Origin of the sequence: Paracoccus actinidiae (assembly GCF_030863885.1) — a bacterium.
Classification (GTDB): Bacteria; Pseudomonadota; Alphaproteobacteria; order Rhodobacterales; family Rhodobacteraceae; genus Paracoccus; species Paracoccus everestensis.
The window spans coordinates 1,766,418-1,782,771 of sequence record NZ_CP132956.1; the positions used below are offsets into that span (position 1 = coordinate 1,766,418).

The window sequence follows — 16,354 nt, forward strand, 5'->3', positions numbered from 1 at the left end:
AGGAGTCTGGACGGCGTCGCGGGCGGCACGGGCGCCGCGAAAGGCGCGCATTGCCGTTCAGCCAAAGGCTTGCGCCCGGACGAACGCAACGGGCGTCCATCAGGGAATCGGCTTTTGCAGGCTGACCCGTGCGTTGGCATCGCTGCCCCCTGCACAAGGGCGACTAACCACGCCCGGCGCAGGCTGACAAGCAAAAACTTGGCCTGCGCCCGCGATTCAGGCCGAAAACCGTGCCAGAATGACACGATCCCGCCCATCCAGATCGTGGATCACCTGTGATTCGGCCCCCGCATCGGTAAAAAACGCGCCCACCGCCCCCGCCTGTGTCGGCCCGATTTCGACCAGCACGTGCCCACCGGGATTCAGGTGATCCCCCGCCTTCGCCGCGATGGCGCGATAGGCGGTCAGCCCGTCCGCCCCATCGGTCAGGGCGCCATGGGGTTCCCAGTCACGCACGTCGGGGGACAGCCCGGCCATTTCATCCGCCGCGATATAGGGCGGGTTCGACACGATCAGGTCGAACCGCCCGGCCACCCCGTCATACCAGTCAGCCCGGATGAACTCCGCCGGGACGCTGATATCCCTCGCATTCCGACGCGCAACCTCCAGGGCCGCGCCCGAGATATCGGTTCCCACCCCCCTGGTCCCCGGCCGCGCGGCCAGAACCGAGATCAGGATCGCCCCCGTCCCGGTTCCCAAGTCCAGAACGCTGGACCAGGGCAGCGCCAAGGCTGCATCCACCAGCACCTCAGTTTCGGGGCGCGGGTCCAGCGTGTCGCGGGTGACATGAAAGCGGTGGGCATAGAAATCGCGAAAGCCCACGATCTGGGCCACAGGCTGATGCGCGGCGCGGGCGGCGATGCCCTGGTCCAGCCGCGCCAGTTCGCCAGTTGTCAGATCGCGATCCAAGCTCCGCAGCCGCCCTGGGTCCACCCCCAGGACAGCCGCAAGGATCCGGTCGGCATCGCGCGCGGCACCCTGGACCCCCGCCTCGGCCAACCTGCGGGCGGCATCCGCACGGGCTTGCGCCAGCCTCATTCCTGGGCGGACAGGCGCGCGGCCTGGTCATGGGCGGTCAGCGCGTCGATGGTTTCGCCCAGATCGCCCGCCATGATCCGGTCCAGCGCGTAAAGCGTCAGGTTGATCCGGTGATCCGTCATCCGGCCTTGCGGAAAGTTATAGGTGCGGATCCGTTCGCTGCGATCCCCGGACCCCACCTGGGACCGCCGGTCGGCGGCCCGTTCGGCATCGGCGCGGGCGCGTTCCATGTCGAAAAGCCGGGCACGCAGTACGGCCATGGCATTGGCGCGGTTCTGGTGCTGGGATTTTTCGCTGCTGGTGACAACAATGCCGGTCGGCAGGTGGGTGATGCGCACCGCCGAATCGGTGGTGTTGACGTGCTGCCCCCCTGCGCCGGACGCCCGCATCGTGTCGATGCGGATATCGCCCGCCGGGATGTCGATGTCGACCTCCTCGGCCTCGGGCAAGACCGCCACGGTTGCGGCCGAGGTGTGGATCCGCCCGCCCGATTCGGTTTCCGGCACCCGCTGGACGCGGTGAACGCCGGATTCGTATTTCAGCCGGGCAAAGACGCCCTCGCCCTCGATGCGCGCCACGGCTTCCTTGACGCCGCCAAGGTCGGATTCGGTCAGATCCAGCATCTGGAAGGTCCAGCCCTGCTGTTCGGCATGACGGCGATACATGGACAACAGGTCGCCCGCGAACAGCGCGGCCTCGTCCCCGCCGGTGCCGGGACGGATCTCGATGATGGCCGGGCGTGCGTCGGCCGCGTCCTTGGGCAACAGGGCGATGCGCAGCGCCTGTTCCAGGACGGGCATCTCGTCGCGCAACCGTGTCAGTTCATCTTCGGCCAGTTCGCGCATCTCGGGATCGGCCAGCATGGCCTCGGCCTCGGCCAAGCCGTCGCGGGCGGCCTGCCAGCGGGCGATCTGTTCCACCACCGGCTTCAGTTCGGCATATTCGCGGCTGATCCGGGCGATCTGAGCCGGTGCCGGGCCCGCGTTCAGCTGCGCCTCGAGAAACTCGAACCGCTGGACGATCTGGACAAGGCGATCCTCGGGCAACATGGCGGGGGATTACCCGCGCGCCCCCCCACCGGCAAGGGCTTCTTCTTCACTTAAGTATCCCGCAGGGGGTCCGGGGGGGCGCGAAGCTCCCCGGCTGTCGCGGGACGCGCTTCAGCGACGCGTCCAGCCGTAAAGCGCGATCAGTTCGGTCACGACATGGGCTCCCGCGATCGCCGTGGCCCCCGTCGTGTCATACGGAGGAGAGACTTCGACCACGTCTCCGCCGATCAGGTCCACCCCCGCCAGCCCGCGCAGCAACGCCGCCGCCTGCCATGATGCCAGCCCGCCCCAGACCGGCGTGCCGGTGCCAGGCGCGAAGGCGGGGTCAAGCGCGTCGATGTCAAAGGTGATATAGACCGGACGGTCCCCGACCGCCTGCCGGATCCGGGCCAGGGTCGCATCCACCCCGTCGCGATGCACGGACGGCGCGTCCAGGATGGTCACGCCCATCGTGTCGGGATTGTCGGTCCTGATCCCCACGCTGACGCTGGCTGCCGGGTCGACGGCCCCCTCGCGGATGGCCTTGTACAGGAACGTGCCGTGGTCGATCCGGTCGGGATCGTCGTCCACCCAGGTGTCGGAATGGGCGTCGAACTGGATCAACGCCACCGGACCGCGCCGGGCGGCCACGGCGCGCAGGATCGGCAGGGTGATGGAATGATCGCCCCCCAGCGTCACCGGGGCCCCGCCTGCGTCCAGGATGGCTCCGATATGCCGCTCGATCCGCGCCGGAATCTCTGCGACCTTGGCATAATCGAAGGCCATGTCGCCGTAATCCACGACCGACAGCAGCGACAAGGGGTCATAGCCCCAGCCATAAGGGGCGTCATAGGGTTGCAGCACCGACGCCTCGCGGATGGCACGGGGACCAAAGCGCGTGCCGGGCCGGTGCGTCACCGCCTGGTCGAAAGGGATGCCGGTGACCGCCACGTCCGCCCCGGCCAGATCCTTGGTATAGCGCCGCCGCAGAAAGCTTGTCGCCCCGCCGAACGCATTCTCGAACGACAGGCCGCGCGGGTCTTTCCTGGTAAAGGCCTGATCGACCTGATTTTTCGCATCTTCCAGTGCCATCGCGACCTTTTCCGCCCTTTATGCCCCCGCATGGTGGCGCAGCGCAGGACGCGCCGCAAGCGCCGCCGATTTGATCTGCATCAGGGCGTGACCCCGTCTCCTCGGGTTATCATGGGTCACGAGCGCGCGAGACATGAAATGAAAGACAGCCATGAAGACATCCCTTCTTGCCATCGCCGCACTGGGCGTCCTGGTCCAGCCGGTGCTGGCCCAGACCGACCTTCCATCGGACGCCGAGCTGCGCCAGGCCGCCCTGGAATGGTTCGAACCGATCCCCGACGCGCCCCAGGCCCCTCCGGGCAACGTGCTGAGCCCGGAACGGGTCGATCTTGGGGCGATGCTGTTCTTTGATCCGCGGATGTCGCTGTCGGGCCTGTTTTCCTGCCAGTCCTGCCACAACGTCGGCATCGGCGGCGTGGACGGGCTGCAAACCTCGATCGGGCATGGCTGGCAGCAGGGACCGCGCAACTCGCCCACCATGCTGAACGCCATCTTCAACATCGCGCAGTTCTGGGATGGCCGCGCGCCCGACCTGGCCGAACAGGCCAAGGGCCCGGTCCAGGCGGGGGTGGAAATGAACAACACGCCCGAAAACCTGATCGGCACGCTGAATTCCATGCCAGGCTATGTCGATGCCTTCAAGGCGGCCTTCCCGAACGAGGCGACGCCGGTCAGTTTCGACAACTTCGCCACCGCCATCGAATCCTTCGAGGCGACGCTGATCACCCCGAACAGCGACCTGGACCGCTTTCTGAAGGGCGACGACGCGGCCATGACGGACCTGGAAAAGCGCGGGCTGGCGGCCTTCATGGACACCGGCTGCACCGCCTGCCATTCGGGCGTGAACGTGGGCGGGCAGGATTACTACCCCTTCGGCGTGGTCGAGCGGCCCGGCGGATCGGTGTTGCCCGAAGGCGACCGGGGCCGCTTTACCGTGACGCAGACGGCCGATGACGATTACGTCTTCCGCGCCGCTCCCCTGCGCAACGTCGCCCTGACCGCGCCTTATTTCCATTCCGGCGCCGTCTGGGATCTGGCCGAGGCGGTCAGCATCATGTCCTCGTCCCAACTGGGCACCGAACTGGCCGAAGCGCAGGTCGATGAGATCGTGGCCTTCCTGGGCACCCTGACGGGCGAACAGCCCCAGGTGGTCCATCCGATCCTGCCGGTGCGCAGCACGGATACGCCCCGGCCCCAGCCGATGATGCCGTGACATCCCTGCCCGGCCCGGCGACCCCGGGCCGGGCAACCCCCGAATCGCCTTGCATCCCCGGCTTTCGCCGCTATAAGACCCCATCCTTCCGACCGGATATTGCAACCGGCGCAGCCTCTCGTGACGGGTGCGGAAGGGATGGCCCGTCGATGAAATGCGCCTGAAACCGAAAGGGATGCCATGCCTCTGTACGAGCATGTGCTGATTGCCCGCCAGGACCTGTCGAACACGCAGGCCGAAGGGCTGATCGAACATTTCTCGACCGTGCTTGCCGACAATGGCGGCCAGGTCGTCGAAAACGAATACTGGGGTGTCCGCACCCTCGCCTACAAGATCAACAAGAACCGCAAGGGCCACTATGCCTTCCTGCGCTCGGACGCGCCTTCGGCCGCCGTGCAGGAAATGGAACGCCTGGCCCGCCTGCATGACGACGTGATGCGCGTCATGACCGTGCGCGTGGACAAGCACGAGGAAGGCCCCTCGGTGCAGATGCAGAAGCGTGAAGAACGCGGAGAGCGTGGCGACCGTGACCGCGGCGACCGTCCGCGCGGCGATCGCGACCGTGGCGATCGTGGTGATCGTGGCGCCGACCGTGGTGATCGCGGCGACCGCCGCGAGCGGAACTGAGAGGATCTGGAATCATGGCGAACAAACCGTTCTTCCGCCGCCGCAAGGTTTGCCCGTTCTCGGGTGAAAACGCCCCGGCCATCGACTACAAGGACACGCGCCTGCTGCAACGCTATATCAGCGAACGCGGCAAGATCGTGCCCTCGCGCATCACCGCCGTTTCGGCCAAGAAGCAGCGCGAGCTGGCCCGCGCCATCAAGCGCGCCCGCTTCCTGGCGCTGCTGCCCTATGTCGTGAAGTAAGGAGACCTGAACATGCAAGTCATCCTGCTGGAACGCGTGGCGAAACTTGGCCAGATGGGCGAAGTCGTCAACGTGAAGCAAGGCTTTGCCCGCAACTTCCTGTTGCCGCAAGGCAAGGCGCTGCGCGCGTCGGACGCCAACATCAAGGCGTTCGAGGGCCGCAAGGTCCAACTGCAAGCGCAGAACGCCGAATCCAAGGCAGAGGCCCAGAAGATCGCCGACAAGCTGGACGGCCAGACCTTTGTGGTCATCCGTTCCGCATCCGACGCCGGCGCGCTGTATGGGTCCGTCACCACCCGTGACGCGGCCGATGCCGCGACCGAGGCGGGCTTCACGCTGGACCGCAAGCAGGTCGTGCTGAACCAGCCGATCAAGGAACTGGGCCTGCACAATATCAGCATCGTGCTGCACCCCGAGGTTGATGCGACCATCATCCTGAACGTCGCCCGGTCTGCCGAGGAAGCTGAACTGCAAGCGCAGGGCAAGTCGATCCAGGAACTGGCCGCCGAGGCCGATGCCGCCGCCGAATTCGAGATCGCCGAACTGTTCGACGACATCGGTGCGGCGAACGATGAAGAGGCCGACGACCGGAACTGATCCGGCCGCGCCCCTTTATCGGGCACACGCAAAGTTCAGGGCCGCGACGGGAAACCGCCGCGGCCCGTTTTTCGTTCGGGTTCAAATTGTTTCCCGCCGGAACCGAACATATCATGGACTTGATGATTGGCAGCCGTCCCCGGACGGAATTTTCGCGTTTTACCCAAGGATCGCCCATGCCCGACCCTCTCAGCCAGCTTCTTGCCAGCCGCGACTGGCTGATGGCCGACGGGGCGACGGGCACCAACCTGTTCAACATGGGCCTGCAATCCAATGTCGCGCCCGAATTGTGGAACGCCGACCAGCCGGACCATGCGCGGCACCTGTATCGCGACGCCGTGCAGTCCGGGGCGGACCTGTTCCTGACCAACACCTTTGGCGGCAATGCCAGCCGTCTGGGCCTGCAAGGCGCCGCGCATCGCGTGCGCGAGTTGAACCTGGCGGGCGCCGCCATGGCGCGCGACATCGCCGACGCATCCGGGCGCAAGGTCGTCGTCGCCGGCAATATCGGTCCCACGGGCGAGATCATGGCCCCCATGGGCAGCCTGTCCCATGCCCGCGCGGTCGAGATGTTCCATGAACAGGCCTGCGCGCTTAAGGAAGGCGGCGCGGATGTGCTGTGGGTGGAAACCATCGGCTGCGACCGCGAATTCCGCGCCGCAGCCGAGGCCGCGCGCCTTGCTGACATGCCTTGGTGCGGCATGATGAGTTTCGACACGGCGGGCCGCACGATCATGGGCGTGACCTCGGTCCAGTTGTCGGCCTTGGTGGAACGTCTGCCGAACCCGCCTGTCGCCTATGGCGCGAATTGCGGCGTGGGGGCGGCGGATCTGTTGCGAACGGTGCGCGACTTCGTCGCCTCGGGCAACGAACGGCCGATCATCGCCAAGGGCAATGCCGGGATCCCGCATCTGGAAGCAGGCCACCTGCATTACGACGGCACCCCCGCGATCATGGCGGATTACGCCTGCTTGGCGCGCGACATGGGGGTGCGCATCATCGGCGGCTGTTGCGGCACCACCCCTGCCCATCTGCGGGCCATGCGCGACGCTCTGGAAAACCGGCCCGCGGGCCCCCGCCCGTCCTTGGAGGAGATCGCGGCACGGCTGGGAGGGTTCAGCTCGGTCGGGGAATACTGACCGGGCGCGCCGGTCGGACGCATCCCGGCGCGGCGCACAAGCGTTGGGCGGGGCGGCGGAACAAAAGGGCGAAGGCATCATGACCGAGGAACGCGACAGCAGGACGGCCATCGTCCGAGGACTCTTGAACAAGTGCCCCAATTGCGGCGAAGGCAAGCTGCTGCGCGGATACCTGGGCGTTCCCGCAGAATGCGAGATTTGCCATGCGCCCCTGGGCCGCTATCCCGCCGCCGACGGACCGGCCTTTTTCGCCATGACGATCATGCTGTTGCTGTTGATCCCGCTGATCGGGTTCACCTGGATCCTGTTCCGGCCAAGCCCGGTCATGCTGCTTGCCATCACGGGCGGGATCACGACGATCCTGACACTGATCCTGCTGCGCTTCGTCAAGGGGGCCTTCATCGGCTATCTTTGGGCCAAGAACGAACAGGATCGGGGGGCCTAGAGCGTGTCGCGGGCATCGAGATTCAGGATTCCCAGCTTGCCTATGATGTGCTTCCCTTCTGCTGAGGCAGGTATGGGGGAGTTGATGGGCAAGCCACATCCAATGGAGCTTCGGACGCGCCATCGTGCCGACGGCTGACCACAATGGCGCCATCACGCTGAGCTACGATGTCCTCGACGGCAATGGCGGCACCATCGCGGCGTCCCAGAGCCTGGCGCTCGCCGCGGTCAATGACGCGCCGATCGCCATCACCGATGCGTTCGGTGGCGTCGGTTCGGCGAAAATCTTTGAGCAGTCGGAGATCGTGATCGACGTGCACAGCCTTCTCGCCAACGATTTCGATGTCGAGGGAGACGAGTTTCATTTCGCGGGCATTGGTTCGCTCCCCGGAAACGGCACCGCCAGTGTGGTGACGGAAGATGGATCAACCTACATCGCCTACACATATACCGGGCCCGCGCTGGCGGAAAACGCAACGGCGACAGACTCTCTCGCCTATTTGATTCGTGATAGTCATGGCGCAACCAGCGCCGGAAAAATCAACCTGACAGTGACCGGGCTCGCAAACAAAGTAATATCAGGCACCAATGGCGGTGATAATGGAGTCAGTGCGTTGGTGGGAAGCAATTCGGCCAACGACACCATTCATGGCCTGAACGGGGATGATGCACTCAATGGACGAGGCGGAAACGACAAGCTGTTTGGCGGCAACGGGATCGACCACTTGTTCGGAGGTGACGGCGCAGACACGCTTGATGGCGGACGGGGCGATGACGTTCTGAACGCTGGTCGAGGCAACGACATCCTGACAGGCGGGCTTGGTGCCGACGTCTTCGATTTCAGCATCGCAGACTCCGGAAGCACTAACTCCGGGCATGATACCATTACTGACTTCAAGCTCGGCACGGACGATATTACTCTGGGCGCCGGGGACACGTTCAAGGCGATCGCCATTGGACATCACGACTCAGATAACAAGCTGGACACCATACTGAGCGTCAGTAACGGCGGATCTATCAAGATCCTCGGTGTCGCTGACCTGGACCTCGCGGGCTGGAGCCTGCTTGCGGGATAACTGCTCAATAGGGGAAGTGAGAAGCCGTCACCCTTCCTATCCCACCTATCGCGCATTCGCTCATAACCGAATGCGCGATGAAAGCCTCAGCGCGCACCTTTTCTTCTTCCTTGGCGACGCCGGCGCATTGATCCTGGCATCTCAAGATCTATTCCTTCTGGGCACAGTATCGCTCGATCTCTTTCCTCCTTGACGCTGCAATGTCTCTGGCGGAGTTGTCTACGCCGGCAGCACGGCGACAGCGGCCTCCTTGACAAGCGCTGCCGCGCGGAGATTTGGCATTCAAGGATTGACATACCTAACGGCCACGAGCTGAACTTCTCGATACGAATCTCGTGTGGAAATGTGGTCGGCGACTCCTCGTCCACCTCAGCCGTATACCGGGAAGTTTTCATTTGGCTCCCTGTGGCTTTGCGGGACAGATGATCGCCTTCTGCCAAGGTGCTTCTGCCGAAAAAACAGCTTCGTGCTCTGCCCCGGCTGCGCCAGTCACTATGACCCTTTACTATGACACCTAAAGCCGCCAGCTATGCCGAATTTGCCCAATTCAGCCTGCATGGACTCCTTGTTTCCTTGGTTCAAGAAGGTCAATGCTTCTGAAGAAACGGTCTTGAAAACCGCCGGGCCAGTGATGGTCCCGTGGGTTCGAATCCCACCTGCTCCGCCATTCGGCCTCTCACCCCGCGACGATCAACGGCGCCGGCTCAAGCCTCATCGGAGGCCACCACCCCGCGCGTTCCGCCCTGGTCGCAGACCCGACGCAATGGTTCTGGGATCGGGCGGTCGATGAAGATCGTGTCAAGCTCGGCCAATGACACAACCCGGATAGGGGCCTTTTGCGCCAGCTTGGCCGAATCCGTCACCAGCCAGCGTTCGCGCGCCTGGCGCAGGATGGCGCGGCTGACGCGAACCTCGGCCAGGTCAAAGTCCAGGATGTCGCCGTCCTCGTCCAGGGCGGAGCAGCCGATAATGGCATAGTCGGTCTTGAAGTTCGCCATGAACTCGCGGGTCAGATCGCCCACCAGCCCGCCGTCGGACCGGCGCAGCAATCCGCCCGCGACCAGCACCTCGCAGCTTTCGTTAGCGGCCAGGATATTGGCCACGTTCATGTTGTTGGTCACGACCGTCAGGTTGCGATGCCGCAGCAGGGCGCGGGCCACCGCCTCGGTCGTGGAGCCGATGTTGAGGATCACCGAACTGTTGTCGGGGATCTGGGCGGCGCAGGCGCGGCCGATGGCCGCCTTGGCGTCCTCGTTCATGCGGCGGCGTTCTTCATAGGCGATGTTGCTGGCACCGCTGCGCAGGATCGCACCCCCATGGACACGGTCTAGGACGCCCTGGTCGGCCAGTTCCCCCAAGTCGCGGCGGATCGTCTGGGGCGTCACCTCGAGGCGCGCCGACAAGTCCTCGACGCTGGCCCGGCCCGATGCCCGCACGAGTTCCAGGATCTGCATCTGCCTGATGTTCATATGCCCGCCCCTTCTGCGCCGTGCCTCCAGAAGACCGCGCGGCCTTCGCCTGTCAAGCGAAAGAAAGTGAGCGAAATCGAACATCCGTGTTGACAAAATCCGCGCGCGGATGTTCGACTTGCCTGCGGAGAGAGGGAGCGGTCGATGTCGGCGACGGATCTGTTCGTCATAGGCGGCGGGATCAACGGCACGGGGATCGCCCGGGATGCCGCCGGACGCGGGCTTTCCGTCCGGCTGGCGGAACAGAGCGACCTTGCCGGGGCGACCAGCAGCGCATCGACCAAGCTGTTTCACGGCGGGCTGCGTTACCTGGAATTCATGGAACTGCGCTTGGTGCGGGAATCGCTGCGCGAGCGCGAGGTGCTGTTGCGCGCGATGCCCCATATTTCGTGGCCGATGCGCTTTGTCCTGCCGCTGGATCCCAGGATGCGCTTTGCGGGAAAGACGCCGGTGTCGCGCCTCCTGTCGGTGCTGATGCCTTGGGCGCGTGGTCACCGCCCGAATCTGGTGATCCGCGCGGGACTGTTCCTTTATGACACCCTGGGCGCGCGGGAAATCCTGCCCGGCACCTCGACGCTGGATCTGCGCCAGGCGCCGGAAGGCAAACCGTTGCAGGATCGGCTGACGCGTGCCTATGAATATTCCGACGCCTGGGTGGACGACGCGCGTCTGGTGGTGCTGAACGCGCGGGATGCGGCGGCGCGCGGGGCTGACATCATCGTCGGCGCCAAGGTCACGGATGCAGGGCGCGACGGCGACGGCTGGACCGTCCGGCTGGCGGACGGTCGCGCCTTCAGGGCGCGGGTCTTGGTGAACGCGTCCGGCCCCTGGGCCGGGCAGGTCATCCGCGACGTGGCCCATCTGCCCTCGACCGAGGGGGTGCGGCTGGTGCGGGGCAGCCATATCGTCACGCGGCGGCTGTTCGATCATGGCAAGGCCTATTTCCTGCAAGGCCAGGATGGGCGGATCGTCTTTGCCATCCCTTACGAGGGCGACTTCACCCTGATCGGCACCACGGACGTGGACCATGACGGCCCGCCCGCCCAGGCCGTCTGCACACCCGACGAAGTCGATTATCTGTGCCGCTTCGTGTCCAGCTATTTCCGGCAGCCAGTGACGGCTGCGGATGTGGTCTGGACCTATTCGGGCGTCCGGCCGCTTTACGACGATGGCGCGTCATCGGCCACGGCGGCGACACGCGATTATGTGCTGTCGCTGGACGCGGGCGGCCCCCCTTGCCTGCACGTCTTTGGCGGCAAGATCACCACCTATCGCCGCCTGGCCGAGGCTGCGATGGCAAAGCTTGCCCCTCATCTGCACGGCATGGGCACGGCCTGGACCGCCGGCGTCCCCCTGCCCGGCGGCGACTTTCCGGTGGACGGCGCGCCGGCCTTGGCCCTGTCCCTGATGCGGGATCATCCCTTTCTGACCACAGCCTGGGCCAACCGCCTGGTGCGCGCCTATGGGACCGAAGCCGCGAAGGTTCTGGACGGTGCCCGCACCGCCGCCGACCTGGGCCGCGACTTTGGCGCCACATTGACCGAATCCGAACTGCGGTGGATGATCGCCCGGGAATGGGCGCGCGACGCCGAAGGGGTGCTGTGGCGGCGGTCCAAGCTGGGGCTGCGGCTGACCCCCGAACAGGTGGCAGCCGTCGAGGATTACGTTTCCAGTGAAAGGGCAGCCGCATGACGCTGGAACTGCAAGGCGTTTCCAAGGAGGTCGCGGGCCAGCCCTGGATCCACCCCACCGATCTTGAGCTTGCGCCGGGCAGCATGAACGTCCTGCTGGGACCGACCCTGTCGGGCAAGACCACGCTGATGCGGCTGATGGCGGGACTGGACCAGCCGACCACCGGACGGATCCTGTGGCAGGGCGGGGACGTGACCGGCCAACGGGTGCAGGACCGAGGCGTGGCGATGGTCTATCAGCAGTTCATCAACTATCCCTCGATGAGCGTTTACGACAACATCGCATCCCCCCTGCGCCTGCAGCGCGTGGCGCGAGCCGACATCGACGCCCGCGTCCGCCAGACAGCCGAGATGATGCGCCTGACCCCCCTTCTGGACCGCCGCCCGCTGGAACTGTCGGGCGGCCAACAGCAGCGCACGGCGCTGGCGCGCGCCCTGGTCAAGGGCGCCGGGCTGGTCCTGCTGGACGAGCCTTTGGCGAACCTGGACTACAAGCTGCGAGAGGAATTACGCGCCGAGATCCCCCGCATCTTCGAGGCGTCGGGCGCGATCTTCGTCTATGCTACCACCGAACCCGAGGAGGCGTTGTTGCTGGGCGGTCATACCGCGACCCTGTGGGAAGGCCGGGTGACGCAATTCGGGCCGACCCCGCAGGTTTACCGCGCACCGCAGGACGCCGTGACCGCGCGCGTTTTCAGCGACCCGCCGATGAATTTCAAGCGCATCGAAGTGACAGAGGGCAAGGCGGCGTTGGACGATGCCCGCTGGCCTGTGGATGTCCCCGACGGCACCTATACCGCAGGGTTCCGCGCACCCCATCTGTCGCTGGACCAGTCCTTGCGCGCCATACCCCTGGCCGCGCGGCTTGACGTGACCGAGATCACCGGGGCCGAGACTTATCTGCACCTGCTGCACGGGCATGACCGCTGGGTCGGACTGGTGCCGGGCGTGCGCAGGCTGGCGCAAGGACCGCTGACCCTGTGGCTGGATCCGGCGCATATCTATCTGTTCGACCAGGGCGGCAGGCTTGCCCGCGCCGCCCCCTATGCGCAGGCGGCGTGATGGCGCAGATCACCCTGGACAATCTTTCCCACAGCTATGGCAAAGCCCCCAAGGCCGATGCCGACTGGGCATTGAAGCCCATGTCGCTGACCTGGCGCGACGGCGGGGCCTATGCGCTTCTGGGATCGTCGGGCTGCGGCAAGACGACGCTGCTGAACATCATCTCGGGCCTGCTGCATCCGTCGCGGGGCCGGGTGCTGTTCGGCGACCGCGATGTGACGACCCTGCCCACGGCGGATCGCAACATCGCCCAGGTTTTCCAGTTCCCGGTCGTCTATGACACCATGACGGTGCGCCAGAACCTTGCCTTTCCCTTGAAGAACCGTGGCCTGCCCGCAGGCCAGATCGCCGCGCGGGTCGATGCGGTGGCGCGCATGATCGGGATGACCGACACGCTGGATCGTCGCGCCCGTGGCCTGACGGCGGATGCCAAGCAGAAGATCAGCCTGGGCCGCGGCATGGTCCGCCAAGACGTGAACGCCATCCTGTTCGACGAGCCGCTGACCGTGATCGACCCGCAGATGAAATGGGAATTGCGCACGCAGTTGAAGGCCCTGCACCGCGAATTCGGCCACACGATGATCTATGTCACCCATGACCAGACCGAGGCTTTGACCTTCGCCGACGAGGTGGTGGTCATGTCCGAGGGCCGCGTCGTGCAGGCGGGCACGCCGCAATCGCTGTTCGATACCCCGGCGCATACCTTCGTCGGCTATTTCATCGGCTCGCCCGGCATGAATCTGCTGGACGCGCAGGTTCAGGGCGCCGCCGCCCTTATCGCCGGGACCACGATCCCCCTGACCGCGCCCTATGCGCCGCAAACGGGCCGGGTGCAGATCGGCATCCGCCCTGACGCCGCCCGTCCCACGACAGGCGAAGGCCTGCCTTTCCGCCTGACCCGGGTCGAGGACGTGGGCCACCACCGCATCCTGCGCGGCACGGTCGCGGGCGCCCCCTTCAACGTCGTCGTCCCCGAGGATCAGCCGATCCCCGCCGCATTCGACCGCGTCGCCCTGGACCCCGCCCGCATCGGCGTCTTTGTCGATGACTGGCGCATCGAACCCTTGGAAAGGGCCGCGTGATGGACAAGCCCGTCAACAACCGCGCTTGGTTCCTGGTCCTGCCGGTGCTGGTGCTGGTCGCCTTTTCCGCCGTGATCCCGCTGATGACGGTCGTCAACTATTCCGTCCAGGACACATTCGGCAACAACCAGTTCTTCTGGAACGGCCTGGGCTGGTTCCAGGAGGTGCTGGAGTCCGACCGCATCCACGCAGCCCTTGGCCGGCAGCTTCTGTTTTCCGCCATTATCCTGGCCATCGAGATCCCTCTGGGCATCTTCATCGCCCTCAATATGCCCAAGCGCGGCTTCTGGGCCAGCCTTGTGCTCGTGCTGATGGCCCTGCCCCTGCTGATCCCGTGGAACGTGGTCGGCACCATCTGGCAGGTTTTCGGGCGCGTGGACATCGGGTTGCTGGGCCACACGCTTGCGGCGATGGGCTTTGACTACAACTATGTGAACGACCCCATCGACGCCTGGGCCACGATCATCGTCATGGACGTATGGCACTGGACCAGCCTTGTCGCGCTGCTGTGCTATGCGGGCCTGCAATCCATTCCCGACGCCTATTACCAGGCCGCGCGGATCGACCAGGCCAGCCGCTGGGGGGTGTTTCGCTTTATCGAATTGCCGAAGATGTCGGGCGTGCTGCTGATCGCGGTGCTGCTGCGCTTCATGGACAGCTTCATGATCTATACCGAACCCTTTGTCGTCACCGGAGGCGGTCCCGGCAACGCCACCACATTCCTGTCCATCGACTTGGTGAAGATGGCGATCGGGCAGTTCGATCTTGGCCCGGCGGCGGCATTCAGCCTGATCTACTTCCTAGTGATCCTGCTGATCAGTTGGGTCTTCTATACCGTGATGACCGCGCAGCGGGAAACGGCATGAACGCCCGTCGCGCATCCCTCGGGTCTGCGGTGGTGATGACCCTGTACCTGTCGTTCCTGCTGGTGCCCATCTACTGGCTGGTCAACATGAGCCTGAAGACCAATGCCGAAATCACCGGCGCCTTCAGCCTGTATCCGCTGAACCCGACACTGGACAACTATCGCGTTATCCTGACGGACCCAAGCTGGTACATGGGCTATGTCAACAGCCTGATCTATGTCGTTCTGAACACCGCGCTGTCGCTGGCGGTGGCCCTGCCCGCCGCCTATGCCTTCAGCCGCTATCGCTTCCTGGGGGACAAGCACCTGTTCTTCTGGCTGCTGACGAACCGCATGGCCCCACCCGCCGTCTTCGCCCTGCCCTTCTTCCAGCTTTATTCGGCGGTGGGCCTGTTCGACACGCATATCGCCGTGGCCCTGGCGCATTGCCTGTTCAACGTGCCGCTGGCCGTCTGGATCTTGGAAGGGTTCATGTCCGGCGTCCCGCGAGAGATCGACGAGACCGCCTATATCGACGGCTACAGCTTCCCGCGCTTCTTCACGCGCATCTTCATGCCCCTGATCGCCAGCGGCATCGGCGTCGCGGCCTTTTTCTGCTTCATGTTTTCCTGGGTCGAACTGCTGCTGTCGCGCACGCTGACATCCGTTAACGCCAAGCCCATCGCGGCCACGATGACGCGGACGGTCAGCGCCTCGGGCCTTGATTGGGGCGTGCTGGCGGCGGCGGGGGTGCTGACCATCGTTCCCGGCGCGCTCGTGATCTGGTTCGTGCGCAATTACATCGCCAAGGGCTTTGCATTGGGGAGGGTGTGATGTCTGAAGGATGGGGCATTGTTCTAGGCGCGTTAATTGCGGCTTTTGTCGGAGTGCTGAGTGGGTATCTGAACAACTTAGTTAGCTATAAGTCGATCGCCGTAGAGGCGATAACGAAGGAGCGCATCACATGGCTGGACGAGCTTCGAGCAATCGCCGTGGAGCTAACGACGAAGCTTGCGGCAATTAACCGAACCAACAAGCCTGCTACAGAAGAAGCAATGGAATCAGCGGATCGTGTGCTTGGACAGCTTCAACTACATTTAAATCCTGAGGGTGAACTGGAGAAGACCATCCTCCGGCTGGCTAATGAGCTTCAAAAGTTTTCTGAAAAATCGAGCGTCTACCGCGATAAGGAAACTGAATTCATGTTGGCGGTAAGGCAGCTTCTTAAAACCGAATGGGAAAAAGCCAAGAACGAGGCTGGCGTCAAAAAAAAAGGCGTAGCGTGATGCGACAGCGCACCGTCACCACGGGTTTTTTGGCCGCCGCCCTGCTGATGCTGGCCGTGCTGGGCTGGCTGTTCATGCTGGTCCCGGACGAGGACGGCGTCCGCGAATGGACCGGCGCCCTCAATCCCGGGGGCTGGATGGCCTGGACCTTTCAGACCGCCTTTTTCTTCTGGGTGATCGCCGCGCTGCTGCTGTTTTTCACCTGGCTTGCCATCCGTTCGCCGGAAACGCCGCGCAAGGGGCTTCTGGGGATATGGACCACCCGGGGCGACCGGCTGTTCATCAGCCTGCTCGGCTCGGCTTTCATCAACCTCGCCTGGCTGGGTTTCGGAGGAACGCCCGCCTGGGGAGGATTGATCGTGTCACTGATCTGCGCCGCGGCGGTGTTCCGCTGGGTGTGAAAACCGGGCCGCCAAGGCCCATC

The 16,354-nt window shown here is 64.7% G+C and carries 18 protein-coding genes; 14 read left to right on the plus strand and 4 right to left on the minus strand.

Translation table 11 applies throughout. The features are described from left to right. Positions 1 to 216 precede the first annotated feature (216 nt). The 3 genes from prmC to speB form a co-directional block, all read right to left on the minus strand. On the minus strand, positions 217 to 1,038 hold the full coding sequence (gene prmC / locus Q5701_RS08935; protein ID WP_306754895.1) for a peptide chain release factor N(5)-glutamine methyltransferase: 822 nt from the start codon (positions 1,036 to 1,038) through the stop codon (positions 217 to 219). Next, on the minus strand, positions 1,035 to 2,087 hold the full coding sequence (prfA, locus tag Q5701_RS08940) for a peptide chain release factor 1 (protein ID WP_306754896.1): 1,053 nt from the start codon (positions 2,085 to 2,087) through the stop codon (positions 1,035 to 1,037). Before prfA ends, prmC begins: the two co-directional genes overlap by 4 nt. 111 nt (positions 2,088 to 2,198) lie before the next feature. Next, positions 2,199 to 3,158, minus strand: coding sequence for an agmatinase (gene speB / locus Q5701_RS08945; protein ID WP_306754897.1), 960 nt, complete (start codon positions 3,156 to 3,158; stop codon positions 2,199 to 2,201). A gap of 151 nt (positions 3,159 to 3,309) precedes the next feature. On the opposite strand from speB, the gene Q5701_RS08950 reads away from it, so the two are divergent. The 7 genes from Q5701_RS08950 (at position 3,310) to Q5701_RS08980 (ending at position 8,496) form a co-directional block, all read left to right on the plus strand. Continuing rightward, positions 3,310 to 4,371 carry a cytochrome-c peroxidase gene (locus tag Q5701_RS08950; RefSeq protein WP_306754898.1) on the plus strand — a complete coding sequence of 354 codons (1,062 nt, stop codon included), beginning with the start codon at positions 3,310 to 3,312 and terminating at the stop codon, positions 4,369 to 4,371. A 180-nt stretch (positions 4,372 to 4,551) separates the two neighbouring features. Next, positions 4,552 to 4,998, plus strand: coding sequence for a 30S ribosomal protein S6 (rpsF, locus tag Q5701_RS08955; protein ID WP_306754899.1), 447 nt, complete (start codon positions 4,552 to 4,554; stop codon positions 4,996 to 4,998). Between the two features lie 14 nt (positions 4,999 to 5,012). Next, complete coding sequence (gene rpsR, locus Q5701_RS08960; RefSeq protein WP_103173059.1) at positions 5,013 to 5,240, plus strand: 30S ribosomal protein S18; 228 nt, start codon at positions 5,013 to 5,015, stop codon at positions 5,238 to 5,240. A 12-nt stretch (positions 5,241 to 5,252) separates the two neighbouring features. After that, complete coding sequence (rplI, locus tag Q5701_RS08965; RefSeq protein WP_234854172.1) at positions 5,253 to 5,837, plus strand: 50S ribosomal protein L9; 585 nt, start codon at positions 5,253 to 5,255, stop codon at positions 5,835 to 5,837. Positions 5,838 to 6,013: 176 nt separating this feature from the next. Further along, positions 6,014 to 6,976, plus strand: coding sequence for a betaine--homocysteine S-methyltransferase (gene bmt / locus Q5701_RS08970; protein ID WP_306754900.1), 963 nt, complete (start codon positions 6,014 to 6,016; stop codon positions 6,974 to 6,976). A gap of 79 nt (positions 6,977 to 7,055) precedes the next feature. Then, a complete protein-coding gene (locus tag Q5701_RS08975; RefSeq protein WP_234854174.1) occupies positions 7,056 to 7,421 on the plus strand; it encodes a DUF983 domain-containing protein in 366 nt (121 codons plus the stop codon). A 124-nt stretch (positions 7,422 to 7,545) separates the two neighbouring features. Next, the gene (locus Q5701_RS08980; protein ID WP_306754901.1) at positions 7,546 to 8,496 is read left to right on the plus strand and encodes a cadherin-like domain-containing protein; all 951 of its coding nucleotides are present in this window, start codon (positions 7,546 to 7,548) and stop codon (positions 8,494 to 8,496) included. A 704-nt stretch (positions 8,497 to 9,200) separates the two neighbouring features. On the opposite strand, the gene Q5701_RS08985 is transcribed toward Q5701_RS08980, so the two are convergent. Beyond that, the gene (locus Q5701_RS08985; RefSeq protein WP_306754902.1) at positions 9,201 to 9,965 is read right to left on the minus strand and encodes a DeoR/GlpR family DNA-binding transcription regulator; all 765 of its coding nucleotides are present in this window, start codon (positions 9,963 to 9,965) and stop codon (positions 9,201 to 9,203) included. 144 nt (positions 9,966 to 10,109) lie between these two features. Here Q5701_RS08985 and glpD point away from each other — a divergent pair, with 144 nt between their 5' ends. Genes glpD through Q5701_RS09020 form a run of 7 tightly spaced genes read left to right on the plus strand, consistent with a single transcriptional unit; the run spans position 10,110 to position 16,331 of the window. Then, the gene (gene glpD, locus Q5701_RS08990) at positions 10,110 to 11,657 is read left to right on the plus strand and encodes a glycerol-3-phosphate dehydrogenase (RefSeq protein WP_306754903.1); all 1,548 of its coding nucleotides are present in this window, start codon (positions 10,110 to 10,112) and stop codon (positions 11,655 to 11,657) included. After that, entirely contained in the window at positions 11,654 to 12,718 is a 1,065-nt protein-coding gene (locus Q5701_RS08995) for an ABC transporter ATP-binding protein (RefSeq protein ID WP_306754904.1), read from the plus strand. The genes glpD and Q5701_RS08995 overlap by 4 nt, the downstream gene beginning before the upstream one ends. Beyond that, complete coding sequence (locus Q5701_RS09000; RefSeq protein WP_306754905.1) at positions 12,718 to 13,800, plus strand: ABC transporter ATP-binding protein; 1,083 nt, start codon at positions 12,718 to 12,720, stop codon at positions 13,798 to 13,800. The genes Q5701_RS08995 and Q5701_RS09000 overlap by 1 nt, the downstream gene beginning before the upstream one ends. Beyond that, positions 13,800 to 14,666, plus strand: a complete 867-nt coding sequence (locus Q5701_RS09005; protein ID WP_234855575.1) for a carbohydrate ABC transporter permease — start codon at positions 13,800 to 13,802, stop codon at positions 14,664 to 14,666. Before Q5701_RS09000 ends, Q5701_RS09005 begins: the two co-directional genes overlap by 1 nt. Further along, a complete protein-coding gene (locus tag Q5701_RS09010; protein ID WP_306754906.1) occupies positions 14,663 to 15,478 on the plus strand; it encodes a carbohydrate ABC transporter permease in 816 nt (271 codons plus the stop codon). Before Q5701_RS09005 ends, Q5701_RS09010 begins: the two co-directional genes overlap by 4 nt. Then, on the plus strand, positions 15,478 to 15,930 hold the full coding sequence (locus Q5701_RS09015; protein ID WP_306754907.1) for a hypothetical protein: 453 nt from the start codon (positions 15,478 to 15,480) through the stop codon (positions 15,928 to 15,930). Before Q5701_RS09010 ends, Q5701_RS09015 begins: the two co-directional genes overlap by 1 nt. Then, positions 15,930 to 16,331 (plus strand): DUF2160 domain-containing protein, encoded by a 402-nt coding sequence (locus Q5701_RS09020; RefSeq protein WP_306754908.1) that lies wholly within the window; start codon positions 15,930 to 15,932, stop codon positions 16,329 to 16,331. The genes Q5701_RS09015 and Q5701_RS09020 overlap by 1 nt, the downstream gene beginning before the upstream one ends. Positions 16,332 to 16,354 lie beyond the last annotated feature (23 nt).